General features: G+C 29.4%; 18 protein-coding genes. 12 read left to right on the top strand and 6 right to left on the bottom strand.

All coding sequences use genetic code 11. The features are described 5' to 3' along the window. Window positions 1-57: 57 nt before the first annotated feature. Window positions 58-951 carry a helix-turn-helix domain-containing protein gene (locus AC3VJB_RS08495; RefSeq protein WP_073181540.1) on the top strand — a complete coding sequence of 298 codons (894 nt, stop codon included), beginning with the start codon at window positions 58-60 and terminating at the stop codon, window positions 949-951. Window positions 952-1,075: 124 nt separating this feature from the next. Continuing rightward, window positions 1,076-1,753 carry an SDR family NAD(P)-dependent oxidoreductase gene (locus tag AC3VJB_RS08490; RefSeq protein WP_047788401.1) on the top strand — a complete coding sequence of 226 codons (678 nt, stop codon included), beginning with the start codon at window positions 1,076-1,078 and terminating at the stop codon, window positions 1,751-1,753. Window positions 1,754-1,877: 124 nt separating this feature from the next. On the opposite strand, the gene AC3VJB_RS08485 is transcribed toward AC3VJB_RS08490, so the two are convergent. The 5 genes from AC3VJB_RS08485 to AC3VJB_RS08465 form a co-directional block, all read right to left on the bottom strand. Further along, window positions 1,878-3,776, bottom strand: a complete 1,899-nt coding sequence (locus tag AC3VJB_RS08485) for a monovalent cation:proton antiporter-2 (CPA2) family protein (protein ID WP_253056053.1) — start codon at window positions 3,774-3,776, stop codon at window positions 1,878-1,880. Between the two features lie 3 nt (window positions 3,777-3,779). Beyond that, window positions 3,780-4,373 (bottom strand): NAD(P)H-dependent oxidoreductase, encoded by a 594-nt coding sequence (locus AC3VJB_RS08480; protein WP_047788399.1) that lies wholly within the window; start codon window positions 4,371-4,373, stop codon window positions 3,780-3,782. A gap of 243 nt (window positions 4,374-4,616) precedes the next feature. Then, window positions 4,617-5,459 carry a DUF4437 domain-containing protein gene (locus AC3VJB_RS08475; RefSeq protein WP_047788398.1) on the bottom strand — a complete coding sequence of 281 codons (843 nt, stop codon included), beginning with the start codon at window positions 5,457-5,459 and terminating at the stop codon, window positions 4,617-4,619. Between the two features lie 10 nt (window positions 5,460-5,469). Beyond that, window positions 5,470-6,129, bottom strand: a complete 660-nt coding sequence (gene nfsB / locus AC3VJB_RS08470) for an oxygen-insensitive NAD(P)H nitroreductase (protein WP_167713373.1) — start codon at window positions 6,127-6,129, stop codon at window positions 5,470-5,472. A 611-nt stretch (window positions 6,130-6,740) separates the two neighbouring features. Then, window positions 6,741-7,100, bottom strand: coding sequence for a winged helix-turn-helix transcriptional regulator (locus tag AC3VJB_RS08465; protein ID WP_073181533.1), 360 nt, complete (start codon window positions 7,098-7,100; stop codon window positions 6,741-6,743). A 104-nt stretch (window positions 7,101-7,204) separates the two neighbouring features. On the opposite strand from AC3VJB_RS08465, the gene AC3VJB_RS08460 reads away from it, so the two are divergent. From AC3VJB_RS08460 to AC3VJB_RS08440, 5 genes are read left to right on the top strand one after another with little or no spacing between them, the layout of a single operon-like run. Then, window positions 7,205-7,798, top strand: a complete 594-nt coding sequence (locus AC3VJB_RS08460; RefSeq protein ID WP_281979708.1) for an NAD(P)H-dependent oxidoreductase — start codon at window positions 7,205-7,207, stop codon at window positions 7,796-7,798. A gap of 50 nt (window positions 7,799-7,848) precedes the next feature. Beyond that, window positions 7,849-8,367 (top strand): peroxiredoxin-like family protein, encoded by a 519-nt coding sequence (locus AC3VJB_RS08455; protein WP_437822977.1) that lies wholly within the window; start codon window positions 7,849-7,851, stop codon window positions 8,365-8,367. Window positions 8,368-8,376: 9 nt separating this feature from the next. Beyond that, window positions 8,377-9,009, top strand: coding sequence for a transglutaminase-like domain-containing protein (locus tag AC3VJB_RS08450; protein ID WP_073181530.1), 633 nt, complete (start codon window positions 8,377-8,379; stop codon window positions 9,007-9,009). A gap of 7 nt (window positions 9,010-9,016) precedes the next feature. After that, window positions 9,017-9,595, top strand: coding sequence for a Crp/Fnr family transcriptional regulator (locus AC3VJB_RS08445; RefSeq protein ID WP_073182651.1), 579 nt, complete (start codon window positions 9,017-9,019; stop codon window positions 9,593-9,595). 58 nt (window positions 9,596-9,653) lie between these two features. Beyond that, window positions 9,654-10,418, top strand: coding sequence for an MBL fold metallo-hydrolase (locus AC3VJB_RS08440; RefSeq protein ID WP_437822974.1), 765 nt, complete (start codon window positions 9,654-9,656; stop codon window positions 10,416-10,418). Between the two features lie 161 nt (window positions 10,419-10,579). Here AC3VJB_RS08440 and AC3VJB_RS08435 read toward each other — a convergent pair whose 3' ends face one another. Continuing rightward, on the bottom strand, window positions 10,580-12,721 hold the full coding sequence (locus AC3VJB_RS08435) for a S46 family peptidase (protein ID WP_437822972.1): 2,142 nt from the start codon (window positions 12,719-12,721) through the stop codon (window positions 10,580-10,582). Between the two features lie 402 nt (window positions 12,722-13,123). Between AC3VJB_RS08435 and AC3VJB_RS08430 the strand changes: the two genes are divergently transcribed. The 5 genes from AC3VJB_RS08430 to AC3VJB_RS08410 all read left to right on the top strand — a co-directional run bounded on the left by AC3VJB_RS08430 (window position 13,124) and on the right by AC3VJB_RS08410 (window position 17,283). Next, complete coding sequence (locus AC3VJB_RS08430) at window positions 13,124-14,368, top strand: tyrosine-type recombinase/integrase (protein ID WP_497667035.1); 1,245 nt, start codon at window positions 13,124-13,126, stop codon at window positions 14,366-14,368. A gap of 14 nt (window positions 14,369-14,382) precedes the next feature. Then, window positions 14,383-15,234 carry a hypothetical protein gene (locus tag AC3VJB_RS08425; protein WP_497667034.1) on the top strand — a complete coding sequence of 284 codons (852 nt, stop codon included), beginning with the start codon at window positions 14,383-14,385 and terminating at the stop codon, window positions 15,232-15,234. Between the two features lie 215 nt (window positions 15,235-15,449). Beyond that, a complete protein-coding gene (locus AC3VJB_RS08420; protein ID WP_497667033.1) occupies window positions 15,450-15,746 on the top strand; it encodes a helix-turn-helix domain-containing protein in 297 nt (98 codons plus the stop codon). Between the two features lies 1 nt (window position 15,747). Beyond that, a complete protein-coding gene (locus AC3VJB_RS08415) occupies window positions 15,748-16,068 on the top strand; it encodes a hypothetical protein (RefSeq protein WP_497667032.1) in 321 nt (106 codons plus the stop codon). A gap of 6 nt (window positions 16,069-16,074) precedes the next feature. Next, window positions 16,075-17,283, top strand: coding sequence for a primase-helicase family protein (locus tag AC3VJB_RS08410; protein ID WP_497667031.1), 1,209 nt, complete (start codon window positions 16,075-16,077; stop codon window positions 17,281-17,283). Window positions 17,284-17,665 lie beyond the last annotated feature (382 nt).

Raw genomic sequence — 17,665 nt, 5'->3', positions numbered from 1 at the left:
GAACGACCGATATAGGGTCGTTTCGTTACCAAAAAAGTATTTAATCAACAGAACAATATGTCTAAAACACAAGTTCCTGTTTTTAAAAATAGTAATGATTTATATAAAGCTATTGGTTTTCCTCATAGAAGTCATATACCTAATTTTGATGTTCACGCAATTGATGAGTTAGAGCCTGCTTCTAGTCGATGCATGCCTCCGTATAGACAAGATTTTTTTCAAATAGCTTTGTTAACCTATGTTGGTAACAGCCGATTAAACATTAATACAGATTGGTTAGACTTAGGAAATCACCCTTTGTGGTTTACAGTTCCAGGGCAAGTGGTGTCTTGGATTAGAGATGAAGATATTGCAGGGTATAACATAATGTTTAAAAAGGAGTTTTTAATAAATGGAATACCTAAGTTAACAGATGATTTTCCGTTTTTAAAAATGACTGAAAATCAAGTGTTGATGATGACAGAAGATGAAATGAATTCTTTGCTTTTTGATGTAAAACGTATGGTTTCAGTATTTGAAAACCCACACCCTTATCAAGAAAAAATGTTGGAAGGTATGTTGGTGTCGATACTCTACTATTGTAAGGCTATTTATGAACGACATAAATCTACTCAAAACAATTTATCTAGAGAGCAAATTATTACACAGAAGTTTGAAAATTTGGTAGAAAAAATGTATGTCGATACTAAAAATGTAAGCGATTATGCTAGAGCATTAAATATTACACCAAGTTATCTAACCACTATGATAAAAAAACAAACAGGCAAAAGCGCTAAAGATATTATACAAAACCGTTTATTGTTAGAAAGCAAGAGTTTACTGAAGTTTTCAGATTTAGATATTGCAGAGATTGGCTATCGTTTAAATTTTCAAGAGCCAACGCATTTTACCAGATTTTTTAAAAAATTAAGCGGCACTACACCAAACCGTTTTAGACAAGAGGGCATGTAAATTATTATTTAACCACTTACCAAAAGTTTAAAAATAGAGCTTTTAATTTTAAATGCCTTAGTAAAGAAAGTGGTTATTTTTTAAGTTAATTTATATTTAAATTTGATTATTAAAATTAGAATGTATGAATGTAAAAAGAACAGCAGTAGTTACAGATTCTGGCAATGGGTTAGGAAGAACTTTTGCCAATACTTTACTTAAAAATGAGTACAACGTTATTCTAGCTGCAACCCAAGATAGTTTTGATAACCTGTCTATAGAGACAGATGATTTGCATAAATACAAATTAGTTAGAACAGATTTTACATCTGACGAAAGTGTTTTTGAGTTAAAAAACACAATTATTAATACATTTGGTCATTTAGATTTATTGTTTAACAATGTTGAAAAAGCTAATGGTTTTGGTCAGAAAATAGAACAAATAAATATTGAAGAGGTAAAATCTCTTTATGAGATGAATGTTTTTGCTGTAATGCGTACTGTAAAAATATTAAAGTCTTTGTTTGAGAAAAGTGAAGACCCTAGAATTATTAATGTTACAAGCGCTATGGGAGACCTTAATAAAATGTCGGATGAGTCATTTTGTTATTCTAATTATTGTATGACTGCTTATGCTAGTTCCAAAGCAGCCTTAAATATGTATACACATTTACAGAGTAAAGAATTTAGTCCTTCAAGAATAAGTGTAAAAGGTTTTGACCCAATTGCTCTAAAAAATTGTACTCATAATTCAGTTGTAATTTGTAATGACGTTATGGATGAATTACTAGAGCTTATTAGTTATGAAAAAAGAGTTAAATAAAATTTATACTTTTAAGTAAGTATAAAGTATAAAAGCCTTCGTTTCAAAAAACGAAGGCTTTTATATTCTAAGTTAAATATGATAAATTTAACTTTATATGCACACAAAATAAAGCACTCAGAAATTAAGAGTTTTTACTTTTTTTATTTTTACTTAATATATTTCGAATATGTTCTCCATCCCAATGTTTATCAAAGGTAACAATTCCTCTTTTAAAATCATCTTCCAATAATTGTTCTTGTTGTTCTAGTTCTTTTCTAGCTTTAAAAATATAATTTTCATTTCTATTAGGGTCTGCTGCTAATCTTTTTAAACTAGCTTCATCATATTTAATAAAGTTCTGTACCTGACGATTTAAGGTGTATTTTCTGAAACCTAATTTATTAAGAGCATCACTTGCTAATGCTAAAGAGGTATCTAATGATTCTCTGTAAATATTATTAACATTTAAATTAAGTAATTCATAAGCATCAAATCTACTTTTAGTTCTAACCATTAACTCTATATGTGGATACTTTCTTTTTACAATTTTTGAAATTGCTTTAGAAACAGAAACTTCATTAGTAGCGCAAATTAAAATTTTAGCCTCAGCTATTCCAGCAGACTCTAATAAATCTTCTCTTGTTGCATCTCCATAATATACTTCAAACCCCATTTTTCGTAGAAAATCAACACGATTAGAATCAAAATCTAAAATAGTTGTTTCAACACCATGTGAACGTAAAAAACGTCCAACAGTACTACCAAACTGACCAAAGCCTACTAATATGACTTTTTGAGATTTAGCTATATGATCCATAGGTCGTTTAATAAATTCTTTGGTGCCAATTCTTGGAAGAATTAAACGTTCGTTTACTACTGTTAAAATAGGTGTTAAGGACATTGAAACTGCGGTAACCACTAACATTATGTCCATTTGTTCTTGTTCTAAAATATTAAGCTGAAAGGCGAAAGACAATAAAACAAAAGCGAATTCACCAACCTGAGCTAAACTAAAAGTAAGCAGTATATTTTGGTCTATTTTTAAATTAAAAATACGACCTGTAATAAATAAAACCAATGCTTTTATAATAATAATAACGAGCAAAATACCACTAATAGTTAACGGGCTATTCGCAATAACTACAAAGTTAATAGACGCACCAACTGCCATAAAAAAGAGTCCTAGTAAAAGGTTTTTAAATGGTTCTAGTGTGCTTTCTAGCTCGTGTTTAAACTCACTAGTAGATAAAACAACACCACCTAAAAAAGCACCTAATGCAGGGCTTAAACCAACAAATTCCATTAAGTATGAAATTCCAAAAACGATTAAAAAAGCAGAAGCTATTAATAACTCTCTAACGCCAGTTTTAGCTACTTTGCGTAACATTGGTACCACTATAAAACGACCAGCTAAAATAATAATCACAACAGAAAGTATAATTGCCAATGTTTGTAAACCAATAGGTAAACTTTGAATTAAAGTTGATGCTGAATGAGAAGCTTCATTACTTGTGTGTTCCGACGAATTACTTAATAGTGGTAAAGCACCAATCATAAATATTACAATGATATCTTGAAATAATAGTATGGAAAAGGAGCTAGAGCCAAAAGTAGTATTCATTAGGCCTTTTTCTTTAATGGTCTGCAAAGCTATTGCGGTGGATGATAAAGCAACAGCCATACTAATGGCCAATGCTACTTGCCATTCGTAACCTATAAATGTAAACAATATATAAGTTAAGCCAATTGTTAAAGCGACTTGTATTCCTCCCATACCGAGAATAGTTTTTCGCATATTCCAAAAATTTTTAGGTTCAATTTCTAATCCTATTAAAAATAGCATTACAACTACTCCAAACTCAGCAAAATGTAGAATATCTTCACCTTCTTCACCAATAAAGCCAAGTACATATGGACCAATAAGTACACCAGCTAGTAGATAACCTATAACAGAACTTAACCCTAATCGTTTTGCTATAGAAACGCAAATAATAGCACCAGCAAGAAATACAATAGCTTCAAATAATAAATTTCCAGACATACCTTAGGTTGTTAAAATTTCTAAATCGTTAAGAAAAGAACAATTTGATAATTGCGTTGTATTAAAATCACCTTGTAATAAATCTATTAATTGTTCGTACTGGTTGGTATAATCCAGTAAATCTTCATCAGATAAATTATGTGTACCCATTACTGCAAATGGAGATAAATAATTCATTCCACATAATTTAGCAGTTTGTTCATATGGTCTTAAAAACTCGTTAATTGTATAGGTATTATAACCCTCGGTACAATACACCTCTCGAGAACCGCCCGTGGTTATAACATTAAAAATAGTTTTGTTATGAAGTACTTTTCCTTCAGGACCATAAGCCCAATTAAACTCTAACACCAAATCTTTCCATTGTTTTAAAATAGCAGGGCTACTGTACCAATATAAAGGGTGATGCCAAATAATAATATCATGTTGGAGTAATAATTCTTGTTCACGCTGTATATTAATATGAAAATTAGGATAGTTTTCGTATAAATCATGAAAAGTTACATGCACTTTATTTTTTAAACGATTAACTAGAGTTGAATTAACTCTTGATTGTTCAAACTTTGGGTGGGCAAAAAGAATAAGTACTTTTTTCATGAGTTTATTTAGTTTTATGTTGGAAAATATGTTTTTTATGATTGTATTTTGATAAAGTTAATAATTTAAAATCATTGTTGTTTATGCTAAAAGCGCAAGAGTAATTTTTTTTAGTAATTATTAAGCTAGTTTATAAATTATAAAAATAAAAGCCACACAGAATGTTTTACATTTGGTGGCTCTTATATTTTTTTATTATGAAAATAAATTTATAACACTGTTATTTAGTGTTTTAGGTTTTTGTTAGTGAATTTTAAAGTCTCCGTTGCTTCTTATGTAGAGAATAGACTCTTTGTTGTTTTTTACAGCTATTGTATGTTTAGTTCCTTTTTTAGAACTAAAGTAGTTCCCTGCTTCAAGCACATTTATAACCTTATTATTTTCTATTTGATGCACTATTTTACCCTTTATTATTATAGCTCTAAAATTCTCGCTTAGGTTTTTAATATTACCTTTAAAACCAGCAGGTAATTTAACTAAAATAGCCTGAAGTTTATTGTTTTTATGTGTTTCCCATAAAAATGCAGTTTTAATATCACTTTTATTTGTAACCCAAGTAATATCGTTTGCATTTAACCATACGAGGTTGTGTTGGTCTACATTTATTGGTCGTTCACCATTATCAAAAGCTTCATCTGTAGGTTTTACTAAATATGGACCTTCTTGAATTTCAATATATGCTAAATTGTCTTCAGCATTGGCAGCAGTAATATGCGTTTCGCCTGCAGGCTGCATCCAAAAAGATCCTGTAGGTAACCATTGTTTTTTTGCGTTTTCATCATCGTTATGCAATAACCCTTTAATAACTACACCTCGATAAGTGACATTATGAATGTGTGGTGGAGATGAAAAACCTTTTTTAAATTTTACTAAAAAACCTGAAGGTTCGTTTTTGGTACGATCACCCCAAAGTTTTCCCGCAGCTGGACTTTTGTCTCCACGTAACGGATTAAGCCAGCTCCATTCTATTTGTTCAGTGGTTACTACTTCGTTTTTAGTCTTTGTGTGATCTATAGTTGAAGTCTGAGCATTGATTTTAACTGTAAACATTAAAAAAAATGAAGCTAACAGGACAGTTTTAATCATTTTAATATTTTTAGATTTCTGTAAAAACTTCAGATTGTGACAATCTTGATTTAGGAGTTTTATCAGTAGAATTAAAGTCGGATTTTGCCCTGTATCCAATAGAAACAGCAACTAATGAGGTATAACCTTTTTCTCTTAAACCAAATTCTTCATCTAATGCTTTTACATCTATACCTTCCATTGGTGTGGCATCTATACCTAAACTTGCAACACCTAGCAAAAAACTTCCTACGTTAAGGTATACTTGCTTTTCCATCCAATGTTGAAGATCTTTTAAGTCATATTTATGAATATCTGCAAAGGTTTTAACGGCGCCTATAAATCCATTTTTAACATCTTGATTAGGAAATCGTCCATTTTTATCATCTACCTCCGCTATATATTTATAATAATCTTCATCAGCATTAGTCTTTACACAAAATAAAATAACAGCTGAAGCATTAGTTACTTTAGGTTCATTAAAGTGGAAAAAACCTTGAGTGCCTTTTGCAATACGTGCTTTACCCTCTCTAGTTTCAGCGATAATAAAGTGCCAAGGTTGAAGATTAACACTTGAAGGACTCATTTGTAGTAAATGTTTTACTTGCTCCATATTTTCTTTAGAAATTGATTTAGATGGATCAAATTCTTTTGTGGTATATCTCCAATTTAATATGTCTTTTAAATTCATTTTAATTGTTTTTTATTTGTTTAATTCAAACTATCAAAAGTATAGTGTCAAAAGTATTGATAGTTTAAGGTTTTTGCAATAACGGTCAAAAATGATAGTATGTTTTTTATGTTAAAAAACACTGTTAGCTACTATTTTTAATAGCTTTATAGGTAATGTTAAATTTACTATAAAAAGTAAAGTTTTATAATTAATGATAGTATAATGTTTTTGGAACATTAAATTATAGTAGCATTTGGAGCAGGCAAAATAAAAGATTAATTAAGTATAATTATAGAGAGCTTTAGAGTTCTACAAGTATTACTATTTAATTGATAGGAGGTAAAAGGAAAAGTATAATCTTTTATTTATTTTTGAACGAAAAAAGTGCTGTAACAAATTATACGAGTTAACTTCCATCATTATATAACATACATTAAGTCTTCAATTAAAACAGTTAGAGAAAGACGGCTTAATAACTAGAAAAGGGTATACAAAAAACATGTCTTTAAAAGTAAAGTACGAATAAACTCCGTTTGAAGAAGTCGTAAGAATTTTGTTGGCTACTATAGTTAAGTAGAGAGAAGTTGTTGTTAAAAAGGGAAGAGTATTAGGGTAATTTTACTGGTATTTTATAAAGTTACTATTCTACAGGCTTCAAACTCAATGTCCTTAAAACTATCTTGGGTCCATTCACTCAAACTTTTAAGAATTGGCAGTAAAGCTTCACCTTTTTTAGATAGTGAATATTCAACTCGTGGTGGTATTTCAGCATATTTTTTTCTAATTATGATACCATCTTCCTCAAGCTCTCTTAATTGCTCTGTTAACACTTTTTTTGATATAGTAGGAGTAAATATTAAGAGTTTTCCAAAGCGTAAACTTCCGTTTGCTAATAAGTAAATTAAAATAGGCTTCCACTTATTTCCAATTACGTTCATCGCGTGAACTAACGAACACACATTTGGATTATCAATTACTTTTCTTCCCATTAGTTACCATTTTGTAACCACTATTTAATGTGGTTATATTATTTTGGTTTCAAAAATAAACTATTATTAGTTTCTTTGTAATACTAATTTAAAGTTTTATAAAAATGAAAAACATTTTAATCATTAATGGTCATCAATATTATCCATTTGCAGAAGGAAAATTAAATCAATCTTTTATTGAAAAACTATCAGCTCAATTAAAAGAAGCTAACTTAAATATAAAGATTACCGTAACTCAAAATGACTATAATGTAGATGAGGAAGTAGAAAAGTTCCTTTGGGCAGATGTTGTATTTTTACAAACGCCTTTAAACTGGATGGGAATTACTTGGTCGTTTAAAAAATATATGGATGATGTATTCACTGCAGGTATGATGGGGAAACTATCGCAAGGTGATGGTCGTACTTCTGAAGCACCAAAAAAGAATTATGGTTTAGGTGGTTTGTTAAACGGAAAATACATGATGTCAGTAACTGCAAATGCGCCTAAAGAGGCTTTTAACAATCCTGATGAGCCTTTTTTTGCTGGTAAAAGTGAAGACGACTTGTTATTACCAATGCATCTCAACTTTAAATGGTTTGGTTTAGAACCTTTAAAAACATTTTTTGCTTACGACGTGATGAAAAATCCGGAGATTGAAAATGACTTTGCAAGATTTGAAAAACATATAAATGAAGAGTTACTTCAAAAACTATAATCTATTAAGAGTTTTCACGTTTAATAAATCATAACTAATACATATATAAAATGAATAGACCAACACCAGAGCACACAGCACCAAATTTAACTTTTCCAGTATTAGATGGTAACGAATGGCAGATTAACAATCAGCAACCAGAAAATTTCACTTTAGTGGTTTTTTATAGAGGTTTACATTGCCCATTGTGCAAAAAATATTTACAACAATTAGAAGAGTTATTACCAGAATTTAAAGAAAGAGGCGTTAACGTTATTGCTGTAAGTATGGATTCTGAGTCTAGAGCACGCTTATCACGTCAAAAATGGGAACTATCAGAATTAAAATTAGGGTATAACTTAGATTTAGAAACTGCTAAAAACTGGGGGTTATATTTAAGCAAAGGTATAAAAGATGGTGAACCAAACACATTTAGTGAACCAGGACTTTTTTTAATAGACAATAACAATCAAATCTATTATTCTGCTATGAATAGTAATCCTTGGGGAAGACCTTATTTACCTTCATTTGTAAAAGCTGTAGATTATATTGTGTCTTCAGATTATCCTGCAAGAGGCGAAATGTTATAAATTTGTAATATGAAATACACCGAAAAAACCTATTATTTCGATTATAATAGTTCAGTTATTGAAGATGTTATAAAAGACGTTAAGCATTTTACCTCTCAACAAGATATTATAGAGCAATTATATCTAAAGGTTAGAGATGGTTGGCGTTATTTACCTTTTAATATTGGTTTAACTAAAGAGCACTTTAAAGCTAGTAATATAGCAAAAAAGCCAGATGGACATTGTATTGATAAAGCTATTTTATACATTGCTTGTTTACGTGCCTTCAATATTCCAGCAAGATTACATTTAGCCAAAGTATCCAACCATATTGCTACAGAACGCTTAGAAAAAGTGATTGGAACTAATGAATTAGCTCCTCATGGTTTGGTAGATGTATTTTATAATGATAAATGGGTTAAATGTTCGCCTGCGTTTAATAAAGAACTGTGTGCCATTTACAATGTTGATGTTTTAGATTTTAATGGTGTCGAAGATGCAGTGTTGCAAGAATACAATAAAGACGACCATAAATTTATGACCTATATAGAAGATTATGGTCATTTTGATGATGTACCTTTGGAATTTATAAAGGAAACATTTAAATCAAATTATCCTAGTCTTTATGAAAAATTTAAAGATCAGGATCATATCAAAATATAAGAATGATTTGCAATCAGAACTAAGTCAAATACAAGCATTTTTTAACACCGAATACCCTCTGAATCAAGAAGGTTTAAAAGAATTATTCGGTTTATTTAAAGTTGAAAAAGTAGCTAAAGGCGAAATGCTTCTTGCTGCAAATACCACTGAAAATTATTTAAGGTTTCTTAATTCTGGTGTGGTGCGAGAGTATTATGCTACACCAGACAAGGAGACCAACATTAATTTTTACGCCGAACCACAATTTATCACAGACTTAAGTTCGTTTATTAATAATATCTCTACTAACAAAAACCAAGAATGCATAACAGAAGTAGAACTATTATCTGTTGAAAAAAGTGCCTTTAGAAAGCTGTTGGATAATTACGAATGCGGAAAATCGTTTATAGAAATTTCGTTTCAACGATTATTGAAACAAAAAGAACTTTTTGAATATAATCGTATTACTAAAACAGCAGATGAACTATACAAAGAGCTAATTATTTATAGACCTAACTGGCTAGACAATATTCCACAATACCACATTGCATCTTACCTAAATGTTACACCAGAAACTTTAAGTCGTATTCGAAAACGCATTTCTTGATTTGAATCAATGCTTAAGTGTAATACGTTTGTAACCTTTGCAAAAACATTTAAGCATTATGAAAATTCATCACTTTAGAAATGCCACAATGGTTATTGAAGCTAATAGTCATTTTATTTTAATAGATCCTATGTTAGGCTCAAAAGGATCTTTGCCTCCATTTACATTTTTTAGGTTCAAACCTGTTAAAAATCCTATTGTAGAATTACCAGAAATTAGTAAAACCTTTTTAGATAAAATTACGCATTGTGTTATAACGCACAACCATCCAGATCATATTGACAAACCTGCAGAAGATTTCTTAAAAGAGAAGAATATCCCTGTGTTTTGTAGTGTAAAAGATGAAAAAACATTTTCAAAGAAAGGTTTAAACATTGTAAAAACTATTGAATATTGGACTAAATCTGAATTTTTAGATGGTAGTATAGAAGGAATTCCGGCAAAACATGGTTATGGTTTTGTAGCCAAACCAGCAGGTAACGTTACGGGATTTTTTATACAATTACCTCATCAGCCATCAATTTATTTAAGTAGTGATACTATTTATACAGATGCAGTAGATAAAGTATTTAGAGACTATAAACCAGAGATTAGTGTTGTTGCAGCAGGATCGGCTCAGTTTGATATTTTTAAACCTTTATTAATGACTATGGATGATATTTTAAAATTTGCTAAAAATGCACCAGGTAAAGTCATCGCCAATCATATGGAGGCAGTAAATCATTGCCCTACAAGGCGTGAAGAATTGAGAGCAGAAGTTTTAAATTTAGATTTGTCTAAAAAAGTATATGTACCTGATGATGGAGAAACTATAAGTTTTTAAGGTTAGTTATATTAATTAGTAAATATTTTAAATATGATTTTTTTATAAAACGTTTATTAAAAGAAATATCTTATGTGTAAAAAAAATCATGAATTATCTAAAAAAGAAAAACGTAGCTAAAGAAGTAGCTACGTTTTTTTAGTTCGTGTCAGTGTTATACTTTATTTCACAATAGTAAGTTCATCTACAATACGTTTAGCACCAGCATACTTATCAATTAACCAAAGTACATATCTAATGTCTACATTAATAGTTCGTTGTAGGTTTTTGTCAAAAATAACATCACCAGCCATCGCTTCAATATTACCATCAAATGCTAGCCCGATTAATTCACCTTTTCCGTTTAATACTGGAGAACCAGAGTTTCCACCGGTAATATCATTATCAGATAAGAAGTTTACAGGTAATTCACCTTTACTGTTAGCATATCTTCCGTAATCTTTTTTCTCATAGATATCTAACATATCTTTAGATAAATCAAACTCGCTATCGTTTGGCTTATATTTTTTAACCATTCCTTTTAACGTTGTGTAGTTGTTAATGCTAGCGTCGTTTCTAGAATCTTTAGGTAAAGCTCTTACTTTTCCGTAAGTTAAACGTAAAGTAGAGTTAGCATCTGGATATTTAATGTTGCTTAGACCAGACTTACGTAAACCATCTACTAATAGTCTAAATGATTTTTGATAATCGTTTAATGGTTGTACTAAGTTTTCAGGTTGCTCTCTATACTTATCTAGTAATTGAGAAGATAAGATATATAAAGGATCGTTAGCTAACAATTCTTTATTAGGATATTTTAAGAAAGCCGTAGCACGCTCTTTAGATGTAAAAATACTTAATTCAAAAATAGAATTTACGTAGTCGTTAAAATTACCATCCTTAGCAATTTTAGCTACAATCTCTGGTAATTCGTAATTTGCTTTAGCTGAATATAACTTTAGTTGCTCAGTTAAAATTTCTTTTTCTAAAGGTAAATGATAATTTGTGTAGTTACTTTCTATAAAAGCATTCAATCGAGGCATTAAATTCTTACGAGCAGCTTCATTAGCATTAATATAAGACTCAAATCCTTTACCTATTTGATATGGTAAAACTGCAAATTTACTAGAACGTAATAATAACATTAAGTAATTGTCATGCTTTGCTTTGTTGTTGGTTAAGTTGTAGTAATTATTGATGTTAGTAACAACATCTCCGTAAATTACTTTGTTAGACTTTTTGTTAGCCCATTTGTCAAATTTCTTTTCTACGTTACGTTTAGCCTCGGCAGTTTTATGAGCTGTTAAAGCATCAATCATACCTTGTCTGTTTTTCCAATAGTTGGCAATTCTAGCATATTGAGATGCATACATTAAATTGATAGATGCATCTTTATCCATGTATTTTTTCATTACATCCATGCTAAGTTTAGATCCTTCTACCCAAGCAGGATATGCGTAATTTACGTTTTGTTCGATTCCTTCTGCAGGCATCCAACGGTTTGTTCTACCAGGGTATCCTAAAATCATAGCAAAATCATTTTCTTTTACCCCTTTAATGTTAACAGGTAAGTGATATTTTGCTTTCAATGGCACGTTGTTTTCAGAATACTCTGCAGGGTTTCCTTCTGCATCTGCATATACTCTAAATAAAGAAAAGTCTCCTGTGTGACGTGGCCATTCCCAGTTATCAGTGTCTCCACCGTATTTACCAACTTTATCAGAAGGTGTACCTACTAATCGTACATCTTTATAATCTTCGTATACAAAATAGTAATATTCATTACCTTGGAAAAAAGAACGTACAGAAACAGTGTATTTACCACCTTCGTTGTTTTCTTGTTCTATTTTTGCAATTTCTTTGTTAATAGCAGCTTCACGTTCTTTTTCTGTCATAGAATCGTTTACTTTAGATAAAATACGTTTAGAAACGTCATCCATTCTCACAAAGAATCTTACAAAAAGACTTTCTGGTTTAAGCTCGTCTTTTAATGTTTTAGCCCAGTACCCATTTTTAAGGTGATTTTGCTCTTCAGAAGATAATTCTGCAATGGCGTCATAACCACAGTGGTGATTTGTAAGTACTAATCCATTATCAGAAATAATACTAGCTGTACAACCACCGTTGAATTGAACGATAGCGTCTTTGAGACTTTGATTATTGATACTGTAAATTTCTTCAGCGGTTAGTTGAAGTCCCATTTTTTGCATATCACGTTCGTTTAAACGCTTAATATGCATTAAAAACCACATTCCTTCATTAGCGAACAATGAAGCAGGTAGTAAGATTAAAAAAGCAATTAAAAAAAGACTTGTTTTTTTCATAATATAATTTGAATAATAAAAATTAGGTTGATTTTGTTTTTTAGTTTTAGAATATCTTCTTTTAAAAAACATTAAGTTCTTTAATCAATTAAAGAATCAGTTCGTAAAAATACTCAATAATTTATTTTGTATAAGGAAGTAAACGTTAAAAAAATATAAGGATACGCATGTTAATTTAGCGTAGAAATGAGCTTTAATAATAAAAAAATCCCTTACAAAACCAGACTTGTAAGGTTTTTTTTGTGGAGACGCCGAGAATAGACCTTTTTTTGCCTTAGTATATCTCATCCCTTGCTGTATCTGCTGAAAACGTTGGGTTTGTTAAATTTTTATAATTATTTTTATGGTGGTTTATATAGAGAATATTACCTTTATTGACACCTAAATTGACACCCATTCGCTATGACATGTACATTTAACCTTAAGGATAAAAATAAAGATGGACTAACCTTAATTTATCTAAAAGCCTATTTTAAAAAAGAGGGAAAAAGGTTTGTTTATTCAACAGGAGAATCTATTCATCCCAAGGAATGGGATTTTAAAAATAGATTACCTAATAATTTAACAGGAAGAACTTCGCAAGCAGATAGTCATAGAACTATAAAAAGACAATTAGATAGATATTCTAATTTGTTTTTGCTCATTACTGAAACTTATAAGAATACAAATCAAGAGTTAACAGTAGAAAAAATTAGGCAAGAATTCGATAAAGAATTTAAAAGAGTTACTGCTGGAAAAAATAAATTTTATGAAGCCTATGATGAGTTCATGTCTTTTAAGCAAAAAAATCAAGAATGGTCTAAAGCAACGATAAAAAGATATAATAACATAAAAGCTTTACTAGAAGATTTTGAAAAAACAAAAAAGTACAAAATTACATTTGATACTATTAACCAAAAATTTTATACTGAGTTTACCGATTTTTGTATGGTAAACAGAGGGCATATAAATAATACGTTTACTAGAAATGTAGGGTTGGTTAAAACTTTTCTTTTTTGGGCTTTGAAAAACGGTCATACCTATAAAGCAGATTTTATAAATTTTAAGAAAAAACCTAAAGTTATTACAAACCAAATAGCTCTTAGAAAAGAAGATTTAGAGATTCTGTTAAAATCTGAAATGCCTTCTAAGAAATTAGAACGAGTGAAAGATGTTTTTATCTTTTCTTGTGTCACTGGTATGAGGTTCGGTGAATTAAAGTTTGTTTCTAAAAACATTATTGAAGGAAAAACTTTATTACTTAAAGAAGAAAAAGGTTCAGGCAAAAAAAGTAGAGAGATTCCTTTGAGTAGTATTGCCTTACATGTTTTAGATAAGTACGATTATACTTTACCAATAATTGCTAATCAGAAATACAATGATTACATAAAAGATGTTTTTGAAGAAGCAGGTTATACTCATGATGTTGTGAAAACCTCTACTAGAGGTAAAGAAGTAATACGAGAAACGATACCTTTTAACAAAAGAATAAGTTCTCACACAGCTAGAAGAACATTTATTACCATGATGAAAAGAAATGGAAAAAGTGATAAACTTATTGCTGAAATATCAGGTCATAATGATATGAAAACACTAAATCAATATTACCAAGTATCAAATGAAGATGTAAAAGATGCTGTAAATGAAACTTTTGATATAGAATTTTAAAAAATAGCTTAATAATGAATTACGGAGAAAAATTTGTTGACTCATTTAATGAAAAATTTGAAGAGATATGTAGTCATGCTAAAGAAAAGTTTGAAAGTTGTTATGATACAAACTACTCATTTAGAAAAGTAGAATTAATGATTGTTAATTCTCTAGGGGATGAAAAAAGCAAAATAGAAAAATCAATAGACCTTAATCAAGAAGTATTTGATAAATGTCATAATCATCTAAATTGGTTTACTGCAAATTATACTTCTAATGTTTCAGTTTCTTTGATTAATGATGAAGTAAGAGAAGAGTTTTTAAGGCAAATAAAAAAAGAAAGCGAATCGGTTAATTACTCTAAGTTTATAGACTTATTTTCAAAATGGGAAGCTATTCGTCGTTATACCATTTTTGTAAAAGAAAATAATAGTGAATTAGCAAAAAAATTTAAGTCAAAAAAGATTGGAGATTTTTTAAGTGTTGTGAAAACAAAAAGAGAATTACATAGTCTACAAAATCTTAAAAAACCTAAAAAAGAAATTGAAGGGGCAAGTTATGATTTAACACAAAATGAAAAAATGATTCTTTTACATGTTTTAATGCATCGATTTGTTAAAGAAGATTGTGAAAATAAAAGTACTCAATACTTTAGAATACTGTCCTTAACATCGGGATGTTTGATTGAAGATGATGTTAATAATGCGAAAACCAATAATACTAAGTATAATTATTTTCTAAGTGGAGTACTTACTTCTAATAAATCAGATAATGATAAAGGTAAAATGATTGATGATATTTTAACGAAAATAAAAGATGTGAAAAATATTAATGACTTTAAAAGAAGTCTTAAAATGTATAAAATGCGTTATAATAACCATTAAAATACTGTTTATTTTACGGTATTTTTTATTTTATGTTGTTGTAGATCAGTTTTTTAAGTTTTTTTTAATGGCACTAAACTACCATTGAGTTAATATGTTTTATAATTAAACCACTAATCTTTGCGGTAATAAAACATAAATATTCATCCATGGATATTAGTAATTACTGAATATGATGTGTTTTTAAATATTAATTAAAATAAAAAAAGCATATTATGAAAAGTAGTATAATAGTAACAACACCAGAAGAACTTATAGGTATAATTGATACAGCAGTATCATCAAGAATTAACCCACTAGAAGAGTTAATCAACAGTAAGTTAAATCCTAAAAAAGAAAATGTAACAGTAAAAGAAGCTGCAAAAAGGTTGAACGTTACAGAGCTTACAATAAGAAACTATATTAAAAAAGGTGTGATTGATGCTTCAAAAATTGGAAGAAGGATTGTTATAAATCTTGAAGCTTTAGAAGGTACATTAAAGGAAGTTAAATCTTTAAAGTATCGCAGATAAGATGGAAGATTTAAACACACAAAGCGAAGTTTTTAAAAACAACTTGATTTTTATTGCGGATAACCTCCAATCTGAAATGTATAAATTAAAAATTAATAGAGCGACTGATTTTCTTTTAAACAAACATTTAGATTTTTATACCAATGAGCTGGATAGGATTAAAGAATTAACAACTAATAATCCAAGGTTTAAATGGCAACTTTTAGAACAAGAAATTGATTCTAATTTTAAAAAAGATAAGTCATTAACAGGAGCAACTATTTTTTTTGACTGGAAACATGATGTAAGTCCTAATAGGGTAGTGTTAAACTTTAAACTATAGGTTGTTATGGATTATGTTAGAATAGGTACAGATTATTACAAGATTTGTAGTGTACCGCTTTATAGTGGAGACGCAACTAGAACATTGCTTAAATGGTCGAAAGGAGAAATAATTACTGATAAAGGCAAAGACTTTTTACAATCAATCAAGAAGTATGATGGCTTTATTACTATACCAGATCATCAGAACTATAAGCAAGAAATAAATTCTTTTTACAATCAATATGAAAAGTTAGAACATAAATTGGTTGAAGGTAAGTTTGATAAAACAAAGGAGTTTTTGAAACATATTTTTGGAGAACAATATGAGTTAGGTTTAGATTACCTTACAATATTATGGCAAATTCCAACGCAAATTTTACCTATACTATGTTTGGTTAGTAATTCTCGGAACACAGGAAAAACTTCTTTCTTAAAATGGTTGAAACTTATATTTCAAGGAAACATGACTATTAATAAAAATGAGGATTTTAGAAGTCGATTTAATAGCGACTGGGCATCTAAATTAATTATTTCGGTCGATGAAGTTCTTTTAGATAGAAGAGAAGATAGTGAACGGATTAAAAACCTTTCTACTGCGGGTACATATAAGATAGAATCTAAAGGAAAAGACAAAGTAGAAACTAATTTCTTTGGTAAGTTTATATTGTGTTCTAATAATGAAGAAAATTTTATTCAAATAGATGAAAACGAAATTCGTTATTGGGTAATTAAAGTAAACTCTTTTCAAGTTGAAGATGTAGATATGTTGGAGAAGTTAAAAAGTGAAATTCCGTATTTTCTATACTTTTTAAATAGTAGAAAAATAGTTTCTGAAAGAATGACTCGAATGTGGTTTACAAAACAGCAGATTTATACACCTGCGTTAGATAAACTTGTAAAAGGAAACAAAACATATTTAAGTCAAGAAATCAAAGAAATTATAACAGATGACTTCATTGCGTTTGAAGTTGATGTTTTGTGTTACGCCGCAAAAGATTTAGTTGAAAAGTTAAGTAAAGGATTAAGAACCACTAGCTTTAAAGTTTCAAAAAGTTTGAAAGACGATTATAAATTAAAACCTTTTAATGGAAGTTATAAAAAATACTATTTCTCCCTTAGCACTTCACAAAAAACAATTGTCGATTTTGAAACAATAAAAGGAAGACACTATAAGTTTTTAAAAAATGATTTCATAGATAGCTCGTTGACTGTTGACGAAGCGACCCATTCGTGAGTAAGATAGCAACATTCAGAGGGTAACAAGAGTTCAACAGTTAGTCAACACAAAATGTAAAAAGCGCATGTTGACTAACTGTTGATTTTTTGTTGAGCTTATAAGCCCTTATTTTACGGTGGTTTATTGGAGTTGTTCAACACAACAACGAAAATTTAACTGTTTGTTTCTTTTTTTTAAGTGTATTGTTGCGTTTTGCGTTATTTATGCAAAAACCAACTATCAAATTCATAGTTGGTTTCTTTGTGCCGTATTGTAAGCTTTTAGTTATACTTCTTTGCTAATTGCGTTTTGCTCTTTCAAAAAAAATTAAGGGTTTTATTCTGTGTAAGAAAGCAATGCTACATCAGGATTACTAAATATTAATAATAATTGCATATTA

The organism is Tenacibaculum sp. TB-53 (genome assembly GCF_059716285.2).
Note: the sequence above shows the minus strand (reverse complement) of the source record. Positions and strands in the feature narration are given on the sequence as shown.